Source organism: Streptomyces sp. NPDC107550 (assembly GCF_055639095.1).
This window is the reverse complement of sequence record NZ_JBVKBC010000002.1, coordinates 411,871-427,747: the sequence shown is the minus strand read 5'-3', so window position 1 is coordinate 427,747 and position 15,877 is coordinate 411,871. Positions and strand designations below refer to the sequence as shown.

The following is a 15,877-nucleotide window of genomic DNA, read 5'->3' as shown; positions in this document are numbered from 1 at the left end:
CCGTAGGTCCGGCGTAGCCGAAAATAGGGGCGTGAGCGATGTGAGACACGTACTGGTACTGCCCGACCGCGATGCCGCCGAGGAGGTCGCGCAGGCGTTGGGGGAGCGGTTCGGCGTCGCCGAGGAGCCGCAGCTCGTCCGGGACGCGCTCGCCGGGGAGGACGACGCCGAGGACGCGCAGTGGCTGGTCGTCGTGGAGGACGAGCGGGGGCGGCTCGACCCGGCGGAGCTCGACGAGTTCGCCGCCGAGTGGGAGGGCTGGCGCGAGGAGCCGTAGGGGCTCCGGCGGGCCTCGCGGCGGCTCGGGCGGCCCGGTTGTCAGTGGGGCGTGGGATGCTGGGCGCGATGGCCAGGAAGACTGCAAACGACGATCCGCTCGCCCCCGTCACCGTCGCGGTGGGCCAGGAGGACCTGCTGCTCGACCGCGCGGTGCAGCAGGTGGTGGCGGCGGCCCGTGCCGCCGACGCCGACACCGACGTGCGCGACCTCAGCTCGGACCAGCTCCAGCCCGGGACGCTGGCGGAGCTGACGAGCCCGTCGCTGTTCGCCGAGCGCAAGGTCGTCGTCGTGCGTAACGCGCAGGATCTGTCGGCGGACTCCGTCAAGGACGTCAAGGCGTACCTCGGCTCGCCCGTCGAGGAGATCACCCTCGTCCTGCTGCACGCGGGCGGCACCAAGGGCAAGGGCCTGCTCGACGCGGCCCGTAAGGCGGGGGCCCGTGAGGTCGCCTGCCCGAAGATGACCAAGCCGGCGGACCGGCTGGCGTTCGTCCGCACCGAGTTCCGGACGCTCGGGCGGTCCGCGACGCCGGAGGCGTGCCAGGCGCTCGTCGACGCCCTCGGCAGCGACCTGCGCGAGCTGGCGTCCGCCGTCACGCAGCTCGGGGCGGACATCGAGGGCACGATCGATGAGGCCGTCGTCGGGCGGTACTACACGGGCCGTGCCGAGGCGTCCAGCTTCACCGTCGCCGACCGGGCCGTCGAGGGGCGGGCCGCGGAGGCGCTGGAGGCGTTGCGCTGGTCGCTGGCGACGGGGGTGGCGCCGGTGCTCATCACGAGCGCGCTGGCGCAGGGCGTGCGGGCCATCGGCAAGCTGTCCTCCGCGCGCGGGGGGCGTCCCGCCGACCTCGCCCGCGAGCTGGGCATGCCGCCCTGGAAGATCGACCGCGTACGTCAGCAGATGCGGGGCTGGACCCCCGACGGGGTCTCCGTCGCACTCCGCGCGGTGGCCGAGGCGGACGCGGGCGTCAAGGGCGCGGGCGACGACCCGGAGTACGCCCTGGAGAAAGCGGTCGTCACCATCGCCCGAGCGGCCCGCTCCCGAGGCCGCTAGCACTCCGGGTGGCACTTCGCGTAGCACTCCGCGCGGAGGCAGGGAGATCGCCGGGCCCCGGCCCTCCCGAAAAAACCGCCCGCCCAAAGAACCGCCCCACCAAAAAACCCCGCTCCGAAGTGGAGCGGGGTTCTTCGGTGATGCTGGTGGTGGCCGGTACCCGCGTGGCGAACGCAGGCCGCGTACCGGCCGGGGTGCCGGAAGGGGGCGGATGAGAGAGGGCCCGCCCGGGTCCCGCCGACGTCAGATCAGGTCAGGTCAGACAGGGGTTCAGCCCTTGAGCGCGGCGACCTTCGAAGCAAGCGCCGACTTCTTGTTGGCGGCCTGGTTCTTGTGGATGACGCCCTTCGAGACGGCCTTGTCGAGCTGACGCGCGGCAGCGCGCTGGTACTCGGTGGCCTTCTCGACGTCACCCGCGGCAGCGGCCTCACGGGCCTTGCGGATCGAGGTCTTCAGGGAGGACTTGACGGCCTTGTTGCGCAGCCGCGCCTTCTCGTTGGTCTTGATCCGCTTGATCTGGGACTTGATGTTCGCCACGAAATGAGCCTTTGCAGGTTCAGGCACAGGGCCGCGAAGGTCCCGTACCGGTGATTTTCACTGGGTGTGTGCCTCGCGCTGAGAGGGCATGAGACACAGCCGCCCACACTACCAGCCGTGCTCCGAGCGGCCCAAACCGGTCGCAGTCCCGCCGCCGTGGGACCATGGAAGCTACGTATCGATCCCAACCGAGGCCGACCTGAGGCAAGGCGCCTCAAGAGACAGGACCCTGCGTGCCCGCGACCCCTAACAATGTGCCCGAGCCGAGCCGTACCGACCCGGCTCTGATCCGCAACTTCTGCATCATCGCGCACATCGACCACGGCAAGTCCACGCTCGCCGACCGCATGCTCCAGCTGACGGGAGTGGTCGAGCAGCGGCAGATGCGTGCTCAGTACCTCGACCGGATGGACATCGAGCGTGAGCGCGGCATCACGATCAAGTCCCAGGCGGTGCGGCTGCCCTGGGCCCCGTCCGAGGGGCCGAAAGCGGGCGCGACCCACATCCTCAACATGATCGACACCCCCGGTCACGTGGACTTCACGTACGAGGTGTCGCGCTCGCTCGCCGCGTGCGAGGGGACGGTCCTGCTCGTCGACGCCGCCCAGGGCATCGAGGCCCAGACCCTCGCCAACCTGTACCTGGCGATGGAGAACGACCTCCAGATCATCCCCGTACTGAACAAGATCGACCTGCCGGCGGCGCAGCCCGAGAAGTTCTCCGAGGAGCTGGCCAACCTCGTCGGGTGCCAGCCGGAGGACGTGCTGAAGGTCTCCGCGAAGACCGGCATGGGCGTCGAGACGCTGCTCGACCGCGTCGTCGAGCAGATCCCCGCCCCGGTCGGCGTCCAGGACGCGCCCGCCCGCGCGATGATCTTCGACTCGGTGTACGACTCGTACCGCGGTGTCGTCACGTACGTCCGTGTCATCGACGGCCAGCTCAACAAGCGCGAGCGGATCCGGATGATGTCCACCGGCGCCACGCACGAGCTGCTGGAGATCGGGACGAACTCGCCGGAGATGCTGCCCGCCGACGGGCTCGGCGTCGGCGAGGTCGGCTATCTGATCACCGGCGTGAAGGACGTGCGCCAGTCCAAGGTCGGTGACACGATCACCAGCCAGCACAAGGGCGCCGAAGAGGCACTCGGCGGGTACAAGGACCCCAAGCCGATGGTCTTCTCCGGCCTGTACCCGCTGGACGGCTCGGACTACCCGGAGCTGCGCGACGCGCTCGACAAGCTCCAGCTCAACGACGCCGCCCTGGTCTACGAGCCGGAGACGTCCGCCGCGCTCGGCTTCGGCTTCCGCGTCGGCTTCCTCGGCCTGCTCCACCTCGACGTGATCCGCGAGCGCCTGGAGCGCGAGTTCGGCCTCGACCTGATCGCCACCGCCCCCAACGTGGTCTACCGCGTGCTCATGGAGGACGGCACCGAGCACACGGTGACCAACCCGAGCGAGTTCCCCGAGGGCAAGATCGCCGAGGTGTACGAGCCGGTCGTACGGGCCACCATCCTCGCGCCCAGCGAGTTCATCGGCGCGATCATGGAGCTGTGCCAGACCCGGCGCGGTGTGCTGCTCGGCATGGACTACCTCTCCGAGGACCGCGTCGAGATCCGCTACACGCTGCCGCTCGCGGAGATCGTCTTCGACTTCTTCGACCAGCTCAAGTCCAAGACTCGCGGCTACGCCTCGCTCGACTACGAGCCCACGGGCGAGCAGACCGCGCACCTGGTCAAGGTCGACATCCTGCTGCACGGCGACAAGGTCGACGCCTTCTCCGCGATCACCCATCGCGACCAGGCGTACGCGTACGGGGTGCGGCTCGTCGCCAAGCTGCGCGAGCTGATCCCGCGCCAGGCGTTCGAGGTGCCCATCCAGGCCGCCATCGGCTCTCGCGTCATCGCCCGCGAGACGATCCGCGCGATCCGCAAGGACGTCCTCGCCAAGTGCTACGGCGGCGACATCTCCCGTAAGCGCAAGCTCCTGGAGAAGCAGAAGGAGGGCAAGAAGCGCATGAAGATGGTCGGCTCCGTCGAGGTGCCGCAGGAAGCCTTCATCGCGGTGCTCTCCAGCGACGACGGCGGCGGCTCCAAGGGCAAGAAGTAGTCCGGAGGCGGTCGCACGGACCGTACGGATCGTTCGGGGCGGTGGGCCCGGCGCGCACAGGCGTGTCGGGCCCACGGCTTTTGTGCGGGGTGTGTGTGGGCGGCGCCGTTCGGGGCAGGGCCCCGGGGAGCCCCAGGGAAGTCGAGTGCCGGAGCCCCTTACGCGGCGGGCGAGCGCGCCTTACCCTGATCACTGCTCGATGGTTACTCGCCAGTTAAACAAGCCGCGCTGTCGCGGGCCCCGGAGGACGTCGTGAGCGACACACAGACCCTGATCGAGAACCGGCCGCCGTCCGTGGCGTCCCTCTTCCTGGAGCGCGTGGCCGCGACCCCGGACGCCGAGGCCTACCGCTACCCGGTGCCCGCCGCCTCCGGCGAGGGCGCCGACGAGTGGAAGTCGCTGAGCTGGGCCGAGGCCGCCCGCCGGGTCTACGCGATCGCCGCCGGTCTGGTGGAGCTGGGCATCGAGGCCGAGCAGCGGGTCGCGCTCGCCTCCTCCACCCGCGTCGAGTGGATCCTCGCCGACCTCGGCATCATGTGCGCGGGCGCCGCCACCACCACGGTCTACCCGCAGACCAACGCCGAGGAGTCCGCGTTCATCCTGTCGGACTCCTCCTCCAAGGTGCTCGTCGCCGAGGACGCCGCCCAGCTCGCCAAGGCCCGCGCGCGCCGCGCCGACCTGCCCGAGCTGCGCCATGTCGTCGTCATCGACGCGGCCGGCGTCGAGCCCGACCCCACCGACCCCGAAGGCTGGCTGCTGACCCTCGCGGAGCTGGAGGAGCGCGGCGCCGCCTACCTGGAGAAGAACCCCGGGGTGGTCAAGGAGCGGGTCGCCGCGATCCAGAAGGACCAGCTCGCCACCCTCATCTACACCTCCGGCACCACCGGCCGCCCCAAGGGCGTGCGCCTGCCGCACGACAACTGGTCGTACATGGCCCGCGCCATCGCCGCGACCGGGCTCGTCGGCCCGGACGACGTGCAGTACCTGTGGCTGCCGCTCGCCCACGTCTTCGGCAAGGTCCTCACCAGCGGCCAGATCGAGGTCGGGCACGTCACCGCCGTCGACGGCCGTGTCGACAAGATCATCGAGAACCTGCCGGTGGTGCAGCCCACGTACATGGCGGCCGTGCCGCGCATCTTCGAGAAGGTCTACAACGGTGTCGCCGCCAAGGCCCGCGCGGGCGGCAACGCCAAGTACAAGATCTTCCAGTGGGCGGCCGGCGTCGCCCGCGAGTACGCCAAGGTCACCCAGGACAACTTCCGGCGCACCGGCGTCGCCTCCGCGCCCTTCGCGCTCGCCTCGAAGCACAAGGTCGCCGACGCCCTCGTCTACAGCAAGCTGCGCGAGGCGTTCGGCGGGCGGCTGCGCGCCTGCATCTCCGGCTCCGCCGCCCTCGCGCCCGACATCGGCTACTTCTTCGCGGGCGCCGGCGTGCACATCCTGGAGGGGTACGGGCTGACCGAGTCGTCGGCGGCGTCCTTCGTCAACCCCGGCGAGGCGTACCGCACGGGCACCGTCGGCAAGCCGCTGCCCGGCACCGAGGTCCGCATCGCGGACGACGGCGAGATCCTGCTGCGCGGACCCGGCATCATGGAGGGCTACCACGGGCTGCCCGACAAGACCGCCGAAGTGCTGGAGTCCGACGGCTGGTTCCACACCGGGGACATCGGTGAGCTGTCCGTCGACGGTTATCTGCGCATCACCGACCGCAAGAAGGACCTCATCAAGACCTCCGGCGGCAAGTACATCGCGCCCGCCGAGGTCGAGGGCCAGTTCAAGGCCGTGTGCCCGTACGTGTCGAACATCCTCGTGCACGGCGCCGACCGGAACTTCTGCACCGCGCTCATCGCCCTGGACGAGCCCGCGATCCTCGACTGGGCCAAGGACAACGGCCTGGAGGGCAAGTCGTACGCCGAGGTCGTCGCCGCGCCCGCGACGGTCGCCCTCGTGGACGGCTATGTGCGGGAGCTGAACCAGGGCCTCCAGCGCTGGCAGACCATCAAGAAGTTCAAGCTGCTCCCGCGTGACCTGGACATCGAGCATGGTGAGCTGACCCCGAGCCTCAAGCTGAAGCGGCCGGTTGTCGAGCGTGAGTACAAGGATCTTCTGGACGACATGTACGCGGGCACGCGGGAGGGCTGAGCGCCGGGCGGCGGTACGGGAGTTCCGGGCGCCGTTAGGGGGGGTGGGTGGCTCCGGCCGGTGGGTATCCTCGGCTCGCGTCGTGGCTGGTCGCGCAGTTCCCCGCGCCCCTGGGTGAGTGGGTGGCTCTGCCGGTGGGTTTCCTCGACTTTCGTCGTGGTTGCTCGCGCAGTTCCCCGCGCCCCTGTCGGGGCGACTGCGTCGCCACCTCCTCCCGGGCCCCTGGAGGGGCGACTACCGTCGCCGGCTCCTCCCGGGCCCCGATAGGGGCGCGGGGAACTGCGCAACGTTCAGGTCAGCGGGCCGGGGCCCCCGTACCGTCGGTCACTCACTCGCCGGGGGCGGCCCGTTCCTCGGCCGGGGTCAGCAGGTCGCAGACGACCGTGAGCAACTGCTCGACGTCCACGGGCTTCGGCACGTAGTCGTTGGCGCCCTGGGCGATGGACTTCTCGCGGTCGCCGGGCATCGCCTTCGCGGTCAGCGCCACGATCGGCAGCCCCGCCCACCGGGGCGTCGAGCGGATCACGGAGATCGTCTCGTAACCGTCCATCTCGGGCATCATGATGTCCATCAGGACCAGCTCGACGTCCGGGTGGCGCTCCAGCGTCTCGATGCCCTCCCGCCCGTTCTCCGCGTACAGGACGGCCATGCCGACGCGGCCGAGGACATGCGTCAGGGCGAACACGTTGCGGACGTCGTCGTCGATGATGAGGACGCGGCGGCCCGGCAGCACCCGCCCGGCGAGCCCGGACTGCCACCGCTCCAGCTTCGCGGGGACCGGCCAGGCGTCCTCCTGCTCGTGCGGCGTGTACGACTCCGGGGGCCCCGCCTGCGGATCGGGCGGCAGGAACGCCGGGTCGGGCGCCACCGCGGCGATCTCCGGCACCGCCTCCGGGGCCGGCTCGTGCCCCGGGTACACCACGGGCAGGTACAGCGTGAACGTCGAGCCGACGCCCGGCTCGCTCTCCGCGACGATCCGCCCGCCGAGCAGCCCGGCGAGTTCCCGGCTGATGGACAGGCCGAGCCCGGTGCCGCCGTACTTGCGGTTGGTGGTGCCGTCGGCCTGCTGGAACGCCTCGAAGATGACGGGCAGCTTGTCGCGGGCGATGCCGATGCCGGTGTCGGAGACCGCGAACGCGATCAGGTGCTCACCGCCGCGCACGTACTCGTGCTCCGCGTCCCGCACGCGCCGCACCCGCAGCTCCACCTTGCCGCTCGCGGTGAACTTGATCGCGTTGGACAGCAGGTTGCGCAGGATCTGCTGGATGCGCTGCTCGTCGGAGAACACCTCGCGCGGCACCTCCTCGCCGACCGCCACCTCGAAGGCGAGCCCCCGGTCCAGCGTGATCGGGCGGAACGTGGCGTGGACGTAGTCGAGCAGCTTGATCAGCGGCAGCTTCTTGGGGCGTACGTCCATGCGGCCCGCCTCGATCTTCGACAGGTCGAGGATGTCGTTGATGAGCTGGAGCAGGTCGGAGCCGGAGCGGTGGATCGTCGTGGCGAACTGCACCTCCTGCTCGTTGAGATGGCCGTCCGGGTTGTCGGAGAGCAGCCGGGCGAGGATGAGCAGCGAGTTCAGCGGGGTGCGCAGCTCGTGCGACATGTTGGCCAGGAACTCGGACTTGTACTGCGAACTCGTCGCCAGGAGAGCCGCCTTCTCCTCCAGCTCCGCGTTCGAGCGCTGCAACTCGGCCTGCTGGCGCTGGAGTTCGTCCGAGCGCTCCTGGAGCTGGGTGGCGAGGCGCTGGGACTCGCCGAGCAGCGACTCCGTACGGGAGTTGGCGATGATGGTGTTGATCGCCACGCCGATGGTGTTGACGAACTGGTCGAAGAAGGCCAGGTGGACATCGGAGAACCGGGAGAACGAGGCGAGTTCGATGACGCCGAGCAGCTTGTCCTCGAAGAGGATCGGGATGATGACGACCGACGCGGGCGCCGCCTCCCCGAGCCCGCTGTTGATCTTGATGTAGTCCGGCGGGGCGTCCTCGACCAGGATGCGCTTCTTCTCCAGCGCCGCCTGCCGCACCAGCCCGTGCACCGGCATGCCGCCCGTGTCGACGACCGACGCGGCGGCCGATCCGTACCCCGCGATGTAGGCGAGGCCCTTCGCCGGGATCGCCGTACGGATCGGGGTGCCGTCCTCGTCGGGCTCGGCGAGGAAGAACGCCCCGTACTGCGCGTTGACCAGGGGCGTCAGCTCGCGCAGGATCAGGTCCGCGACCTCCATCAGATCGCGGTGGCCCTGCATCAGCGCGGCGAGCCGCGCGAGGTTCGACTCCAGCCAGTCCTTGGCGCGGGTCGTCTCGCGGAGGTTGGCCACCATCAGGTTGATGTTGTCCTTCAGCTCCGCGACCTCGCCCTGCGCGTCGACCGTGATCGAGCGGGACATGTCGCCCTGGGTCACCGCCGAGGCGACCTCCGCGATGGCCCGTACCTGCGTGGTCAGGTTCGACGCCAGCTCGTTCACGTTCGTCGTGAGGCGCTTCCACGTGCCGTACACGCCCTCCACGCGCGCCTGACCGCCCAACTGGCCCTCGGAGCCGACCTCACGCGCCACGCGGGTCACCTCGGAGGAGAACGAGGAGAGCGTGTCGACCATCGTGTTGATGGTGGTCTTCAGCTCCAGGATCTCCCCGCGCGCGTCCACGTCGATCTTCTTCGACAGGTCGCCCTGGGCGACGGCCGTCGCCACCTGCGCGATGTTGCGGACCTGCGAGGTCAGGTTGTCCGCCATGTAGTTGACGTTGTCGGTGAGGTCCTTCCACACGCCCGACACGCCGTGCACGGTCGCGCGCCCGCCGAGCCGGCCGTCGGTGCCGACCTCGCGGGCCACGCGGGTCACCTCGTCGGCGAAGCCCCGCAACTGCTCCACCATCGTGTTGACGGTGTCCTTGAGTTCCAGGATCTCGCCGCGCGCGTCCACCGAGATCTTCTTCGACAGATCGCCCTGCGCGACGGCCGTGGTGACCTGCGCGATGTTACGTACCTGCGAAGTCAGGTTCAACGCCATGAAGTTGACGTTGTCGGTGAGGTCCTTCCAGACCCCGGAGACTCCCCGCACCTGGGCCTGGCCGCCGAGGTTGCCCTCGGTGCCGACCTCGCGGGCGACGCGCGTGACCTCGTCGGCGAACGCGGAGAGCTGGTCGACCATCGTGTTGATCGTCGATTTCAGCTCCAGGATCTCGCCCTTCGCCTCGACCGTGATCTTCTTGCCGAGGTCGCCCTGCGCGACGGCCGTCGACACCAGCGCGATGTTGCGGACCTGTGAAGTCAGATTGTCCGCCATGAAGTTGACGTTGTCGGTGAGGTCCTTCCAGACCCCGGAGACGCCCCGGACCTGGGCGCGGCCGCCCAACTGGCCCTCGGTGCCCACCTCGCGGGCGACCCGCGTCACCTCGTCCGCGAAGGCGGAGAGCTGGTCGACCATCGTGTTGATCGTCGACTTGAGTTCGAGGATCTCGCCCTTCGCGTCGACCGTGATCTTCTGGCTGAGGTCGCCGTTGGCGACGGCCGTGGTGACCTGCGCGATGTTACGTACCTGCGAAGTCAGGTTCGACGCCATGAAGTTGACGTTGTCGGTGAGGTCCTTCCAGACCCCCGACACGCCCCGGACCTGGGCGCGCCCGCCCAACTGGCCCTCGGTGCCCACCTCGCGGGCCACGCGCGTCACCTCGTCCGCGAACGCGGAGAGCTGGTCGACCATCGTGTTGACCGTCAGCTTCAGCTCCAGCAGTTCGCCGGTCGCCTCGATCGTCACCGTACGCGTCAGGTCGCCGCGCGCCACCGCCGTCGTCACCAGCGCGATGTCCCGCACCTGCGCGGTCAGCCGCGACGCCATCGTGTTGACGGCCTCGGTCACGTCCCGCCAACTGCCCGACAGGCCCTGCGCCTTGGCCCGCCCGCCGAGCCGGCCCTCGGTGCCGACCTCGCGGGCCACCCGCGTCACCTCGCCGGTGAACAGGGAGAGCTGGTCCACCATCTTGTTCACCGCGCGGCCGAGCCGGCGCAGGTCGCCCCGGAGCTGGCGGTTGCCGTCGTGCAGGTCCACGCGCTGGGTCAGATCACCGCCCGCCACCGCGTCCAGCACGCGCGTCGCGTTGGCGGCGGGGGCGACCAGGGCGCCGATCACCGTGTTGACGTCGTTGATCCGGGTCGCCCACGCGCCTTGGCCGGGGCTCGGCTCCAGGCGCTCGTCCAGCCGCCCGTGCCGCACGATCTCCCGGCGTACGCGCGTCAGTTCGACGTTGTAGTGCACGCTGCGGTCGATGAGCTGGTTGAAGACGGCTCCCAGCTCGCCCGCGAGGCCGTCGCCCACGTCCGGAACCGGGACGAAACGCCCGTCCCGGGCGCTCGTCAGCGCGGCCAGCAGGGGGCGTAGATCGGCCGCACGGATGGTCTCCCCGTCCGGCCCGGTGTGTGGCTCACGCATAGCACTGTTCTCACTCATGGCGGCCCACTTCGGTGACTCGGAGCGTATGGGCCTGGTCAGTCTGTCACTCTGTCCGTGTCGCCTGAGGCGTCTTTGCCCGAACTGTTCAGGAGCCGCACCGTGGGGCCCTTTCCACTTCAGCGGGACACCACCTTCACCGCCGTGGACCAGCCACGATTCCCGTACGACGGGCCGGCCGTCGCGCGTACGTCCTTGCCCGGCAACCCCCTCGCCCCGGCCGCCGCCCGCCGCTTCGTGCGCGCCGCCCTCGCGGACCTCACCGGGGACGAGGCGCCCGCCGACCTCGCCGCCCGCGCCGAGCGGCTCGCCGACGACGCCGCCGTCGTGCTCAGCGAACTCGTGACGAACGCCGTGGTCCACGCCGGCACCGACGTCGACCTGCTGTGCCGCTTCGAGCCCGCCGCCGACGGCGGACTCGCCGGCCTCGTCGTCGAGGTCACCGACCACCACCCGGCACGGGCCGTACGCAACGACCGCGCGGGCCGCGACCCCGGCACCCCCGAGTCCGGCCGGGGCCTGCACCTCGTCGCCGCCCTCGCCGACGCCTGGGGCATCACCTACCGCGCCGGCACCAAGACCGTCTGGGCCCGGCTGCCCGCCGAGGGCGCCGAACCCGCCGCGGGCGACGACCCGGGCGCCGCCCTGCGCTCCATGCAGCGCGGGCTGCGCGCCAGCGAACTCCTCGGCCCGGCGCCCGTCCGCCCGCCCCAGGACCGGGACTGGATCAACCGGGGCGCGCTCAGCTTCCTCGCCGAAGCGTCCGACATGCTCGCGGGCCAGCTCGACGAGGACATGGTCGCGGCCCTCGTCGGACAGCTCCTCGTGCCCCGGCTCGCCGACTGGTGCGCGGTCTGGTTCTACGACGAGGAAGGGCGCGGGCTGCCCGTGGCCGGGCACGAACTGGACTCCGCCGACCCGCTCCAGGCGCCCCGCCTCGCCCGCGTCCGGCATCTGCACGAACACCGCGTCGAGGAGCTGCGGCGGACGCTGGAGAAGGAGCCGCCCCGCCTGCCCGACTCCGCCCGCACGGCGGCGGTCCCGATGCCCTGGCCGCTGGACGCGCCGGACGCCCTGGACGCCCTCGGCACGCCGGACGCCCTCGGCAGCCCGGACGCTCCGGCCGGCCCGGACGCCCTGGGCGCCCTCACCGGCCCCGAGACCCCGGCCCCGGCGCCCGGCATCCCCGTACCGGAGCGGGACTCGCCCGCGCCCGGCATCCCCGTACCGGAGCCAGCGGCGCCCGCGCCCGGCAGCCCCGTACCGAAGCACGTCGTGCCGGAGCAGGTCGTACCGGAGCCGGAGCCGGAGCCGGAGGCGCCCACGACCGGCGGGGCGGCGCTCGCGTACCGGCTGTCCGCCGGCGGGCGCACGCTCGGGGTGCTGCTCATCGGCCGGGAGGGCGTCGCGCGCTTCCCCGACGAGATCACCGGGCTCGTCGAGGACTTCGCCCGCCGCGTCGCGCTCGCCGTCAGCGCCGCCCGCCGCTACACCCGCCAGGCCACCATCAGCCGCATCCTCCAGCGCGGCCTGCTGCCGACGTCCATCGCGGAGATCCCCGGCGTGCAGAGCGCCCTCGTCTACGAGCCGAAGGAGGCGGGCGGCCCCGGCGGCGACTTCTACGACGTGTTCCCCGCCGGGGACGGCCGCTGGTGCTTCGCCCTCGGCGACGTCCAGGGCAAGGGACCCGAGGCCGCCGTCGTCATCGGCCTCGCCCGCCCCTGGCTGCGGCTGCTCGCCCGCGAGGGCTACCCCGTCGCCCAGGTCCTCGACCGGCTCAACCGGCTGCTCCTCGACGACGCGACCGAGGCCGCCGACGCCGCCGCCCGCGCCCTCGCCGCCGCCGGGGGCCAGGGCGTACCCCCCGAGGGCTCCACCTCCCGCTTCCTCTCCCTGCTCTACGGCGAACTCGTCCCCACCGAGTACGGCGTCGCCTGCACCCTCGCCTCCGCCGGCCACCCCCTGCCCCTGCTCATGCGGCCCGGCGGCCAGATCGTCGCCGTCGGCGCCCCGCAGGTCCTCCTCGGCGTCGTCGACGACCCCGACTACACCAGCCAGGACTTCGAGCTGGGCTCCGGCGACACCCTGCTCTGCGTCACCGACGGCGTCACCGAGCGCCGCGCGGGCCCCCGCCAGTTCGACGACGGCGACGGCCTCGCCCTGGCCCTCGCGGGCTGCGCCGGGCTGTCCGCGCCGCTGCTCGCCGAGCGCATCCGGCGCCTCGTGCACGCCTTCGCGCCGACCCCGCCCGACGACGATCTGGCGCTCCTGGTGCTCCAGGCACGGTGACCGCGTCCGGCGCGGGACAATGGACGGTATGCCTTCCGCTCTCCCCGACGGCGAGCCCGTCCCCGCCGACGGTTCCCTGCCCGCCTCCGCCCTCGCCGGCGCCGCCGCCCGCCCCCTAGGCTTCTATCTGCACGTCCCGTACTGCGCCACGCGCTGCGGCTACTGCGACTTCAACACGTACACCGCGACCGAGCTGCGCGGCAGCGGCGGTGTCCTCGCCTCCCGGGACAACTACGCGGGCACCCTCACCGACGAGGTACGGCTCGCCCGCAAGGTGCTCGGTGACGACCCCCGCCCGGTGCGCACGGTGTTCGTCGGCGGCGGCACCCCGACCCTGCTGGCCGCCTGTGACCTCGTACGGATGCTGGCGGCCGTCCGCGAGGAGTTCGGGCTCGCGGACGACGCGGAGATCACCACCGAGGCCAACCCCGAGTCCGTGGACGCGGCCTACCTGGAGGAACTGCGCGCGGGCGGCTTCAACCGGATCTCGTTCGGCATGCAGAGCGCCCGGCAGCACGTCCTGAAGGTCCTCGACCGTACGCACACGCCCGGCCGGCCCGAGGAGTGCGTGGCGCTGGCCCGCGCCGCCGGGTTCGACCACGTCAACCTCGACCTGATCTACGGCACCCCCGGCGAGAGCGACGACGACTGGCGGGCCTCCCTCGACGCCGCGATCGGCGCGGGCCCCGACCACGTCAGCGCCTACGCCCTCATCGTCGAGGAGGGCACCCAGCTCGCCCGGCGCATCCGGCGCGGCGAGGTCCCCATGACCGACGACGACGTGCACGCCGACCGGTACCTGATCGCGGACGAGGTGCTGGGAGCGGCCGGTTTCCACTGGTACGAGGTGTCGAACTGGGCGACCACCGACGCGGGCCGCTGCCTGCACAACGAGCTGTACTGGCGCGGCGCCGACTGGTGGGGCGCGGGCCCCGGCGCCCACAGCCACGTCGGCGGGGTCCGCTGGTGGAACGTCAAGCACCCCGGCGCCTACGCGGCGGCCCTCGCCGAGGGGCGCTCACCCGGCGCCGGCCGGGAGATCCTGTCCGACGAGGACCGGCGCGTCGAGCGCGTCCTGCTGGAGCTGCGCCTGCGCGACGGCTGCCCGCTCGACCTGCTGCGCCCCGCCGGCCTCGCCGCCGCCCGCAAGGCCCTCGCCGACGGCCTCCTCGAAGAGAGCCCGTACGCGGACGGCCGCGCGGTCCTCACCCTGCGCGGCCGGCTCCTCGCGGACGCGGTCGTACGCGACCTCGTGGACTGACGGGTTCCCTCATGGGGGGGGGCGGATCAGGCGCCGGACCAGCGGATCAGGACCTGCGCGTACGCCCCCGCGTCACTCCGGGGCCGTGACGAAGTCGATCAGTTCCTCGACGCGGCCCAGCAGCTCCGGCTCCAGGTCCTTGTACGAGCGCACCCGGGACAGGATGTGCTGCCACGCCTCCCCGGTGTGCGCCACCCGCCAGCCCAGCGCGCGGCACACGCCCGTCTTCCAGTCCTGGCCGCGCGGCACCCTCGGCCACGCCTCGATGCCGACCGAGGCGGGCTTCACCGCCTCCCAGATGTCGATGTAGGGGTGGCCGACGACGAGCGCGTGCTCGCTCGTCACCTCCTGTGCGATCCGCCACTCCTTGCTGCCCGGCACCAGATGGTCCACGAGCACGCCGAGCCGCGCGTCCGGGCCCGGCGCGAACTCCGCGACGATCGCCGGCAGGTCGTCCACGCCTTCGAGGAACTCCACGGCGACGCCCTCGATGCGCAGGTCGTCTCCCCACACCCGCTCGATCAGCTCGGCGTCGTGCTTGCCCTCGACGTAGATCCGGCCCGCCCGCGCCACCCGCGCCCGCGCCCCCGGCACCGCCACCGACCCGGACGCCGTCCGTGAGGGCCGCGCCGGGCCGCGCGCCGCCGAGGGCCTGACCAGCGTGACCGGCTTGCCTTCAAGCAGGAAGCCGCGCGGCTCCATGGGGAACACCCGGTGCTTGCCGAACCGGTCCTCCAGCGTCACCGTCGGCCCCTGCGCCGTCTTCTCCACCCGTACGACGGCCCCGCAGAAGCCCGTGGTGACCTCCTCCACGACGAGATCGGGCTCGGCGGGCACCTCGGGCGCGGGCGTCTTCCGCTTCCAGGGGGGAGTCAGATCGGGGGAGTACTGGCGCATTCGGCAGACGATATGAGCAATCGCCGCGGCCCGGTCACGACACGCCGGAGCGGGCCGCCAATGTGGCGCGCTGCGCGCGGACGAACTCCGCGTTCACCACCGAACCGTGCCCCGGTACATACGCCGCGTCCTCGCCGCCGAGCGCCAGCAGCCGGTCGAGCGCCGCCGGCCACCGCCCCGGCATCGCGTCCGGTCCCGCCTGCGGCTCACCCGACTCCTCCACGAGATCCCCGCAGAACACGGTCTCCCGCTCGCCCGGCACGAGGACGGCCAGGTCGTGGCCGGTGTGCCCCGGCCCGACGTTCGCCAGCAGCACCTGGAAACCGCCGCCGAGGTCGAGCGTCCACTCGCCGCACACCTCGTGGCGCGGGGCCACCAGCAGGTCGGCGGCGGCCTCGGCGGACTCCGCGTCCAGGCCGTGCCGTACGGCGTCCGCGCGCAGCGCCTCAGCGCCCCGCGCGAGGACCGCGCCGAGGCCCACGGCCCCGTACACCTCGACGCCCGAGAGGGCCGCCGTGCCGAAGACGTGGTCGAAGTGCGGATGCGAGAGCGCGACATGCGTCACCCGCGCGAGGGAGCCCAGCAGGCGCCGGGCGTCCGCGCGCAGCCGGGCGCCTTCACGAAGTGACGATCCGGTGTCGATCAGCAGGGCAGCGCCCTCGCCCACCACGAGCCCCGCCGTGCAGTCCCAGCCGGGCAGCCGGACCCGGCCCACGCGAGGGCCCAGTTCCTCCCAACCCGTCCCCGCCCAGTCGATACGTTCCATGGGCCCGACGCTAGCGCCCTTGCCGGTCCCGTACCCGACGGCCGTACACTGAGCCGGGGACGACTGGCACTCACCCGCACCGAGTGCCAGACAGGCGGATC

General features: G+C 71.9%; 10 protein-coding genes. 6 read left to right on the top strand and 4 right to left on the bottom strand.

Going from position 1 to position 15,877, the window contains the following annotated elements; translation table 11 throughout:
• Positions 1-31 precede the first annotated feature (31 nt).
• Positions 32-277 (top strand): hypothetical protein, encoded by a 246-nt coding sequence (locus ACZ7LY_RS04940; protein WP_471623096.1) that lies wholly within the window; start codon positions 32-34, stop codon positions 275-277.
• Between the two features lie 68 nt (positions 278-345).
• Positions 346-1,332 carry a DNA polymerase III subunit delta gene (gene holA, locus ACZ7LY_RS04935; protein ID WP_471623095.1) on the top strand — a complete coding sequence of 329 codons (987 nt, stop codon included), beginning with the start codon at positions 346-348 and terminating at the stop codon, positions 1,330-1,332.
• 270 nt (positions 1,333-1,602) lie between these two features.
• On the opposite strand, the gene rpsT is transcribed toward holA, so the two are convergent.
• Entirely contained in the window at positions 1,603-1,869 is a 267-nt protein-coding gene (rpsT, locus tag ACZ7LY_RS04930; RefSeq protein WP_471623094.1) for a 30S ribosomal protein S20, read from the bottom strand.
• A 233-nt stretch (positions 1,870-2,102) separates the two neighbouring features.
• Here rpsT and lepA point away from each other — a divergent pair, with 233 nt between their 5' ends.
• Positions 2,103-3,974, top strand: coding sequence for a translation elongation factor 4 (gene lepA / locus ACZ7LY_RS04925; RefSeq protein WP_471623093.1), 1,872 nt, complete (start codon positions 2,103-2,105; stop codon positions 3,972-3,974).
• 252 nt (positions 3,975-4,226) lie between these two features.
• Positions 4,227-6,116, top strand: a complete 1,890-nt coding sequence (locus ACZ7LY_RS04920) for an AMP-dependent synthetase/ligase (RefSeq protein ID WP_471623092.1) — start codon at positions 4,227-4,229, stop codon at positions 6,114-6,116.
• 328 nt (positions 6,117-6,444) lie between these two features.
• On the opposite strand, the gene ACZ7LY_RS04915 is transcribed toward ACZ7LY_RS04920, so the two are convergent.
• Positions 6,445-10,563, bottom strand: coding sequence for a HAMP domain-containing protein (locus ACZ7LY_RS04915; RefSeq protein WP_471623091.1), 4,119 nt, complete (start codon positions 10,561-10,563; stop codon positions 6,445-6,447).
• A 144-nt stretch (positions 10,564-10,707) separates the two neighbouring features.
• On the opposite strand from ACZ7LY_RS04915, the gene ACZ7LY_RS04910 reads away from it, so the two are divergent.
• Together ACZ7LY_RS04910 and hemW are read left to right on the top strand one after the other, a co-directional pair.
• A complete protein-coding gene (locus ACZ7LY_RS04910; RefSeq protein ID WP_471623090.1) occupies positions 10,708-12,852 on the top strand; it encodes a SpoIIE family protein phosphatase in 2,145 nt (714 codons plus the stop codon).
• A gap of 19 nt (positions 12,853-12,871) precedes the next feature.
• Positions 12,872-14,113, top strand: a complete 1,242-nt coding sequence (gene hemW, locus ACZ7LY_RS04905) for a radical SAM family heme chaperone HemW (RefSeq protein ID WP_471623089.1) — start codon at positions 12,872-12,874, stop codon at positions 14,111-14,113.
• A 72-nt stretch (positions 14,114-14,185) separates the two neighbouring features.
• Here hemW and ACZ7LY_RS04900 read toward each other — a convergent pair whose 3' ends face one another.
• On the bottom strand, positions 14,186-15,010 hold the full coding sequence (locus ACZ7LY_RS04900) for a DUF3097 domain-containing protein (RefSeq protein WP_471623088.1): 825 nt from the start codon (positions 15,008-15,010) through the stop codon (positions 14,186-14,188).
• A gap of 34 nt (positions 15,011-15,044) precedes the next feature.
• A complete protein-coding gene (locus ACZ7LY_RS04895) occupies positions 15,045-15,776 on the bottom strand; it encodes an MBL fold metallo-hydrolase (protein ID WP_471623087.1) in 732 nt (243 codons plus the stop codon).
• Positions 15,777-15,877 lie beyond the last annotated feature (101 nt).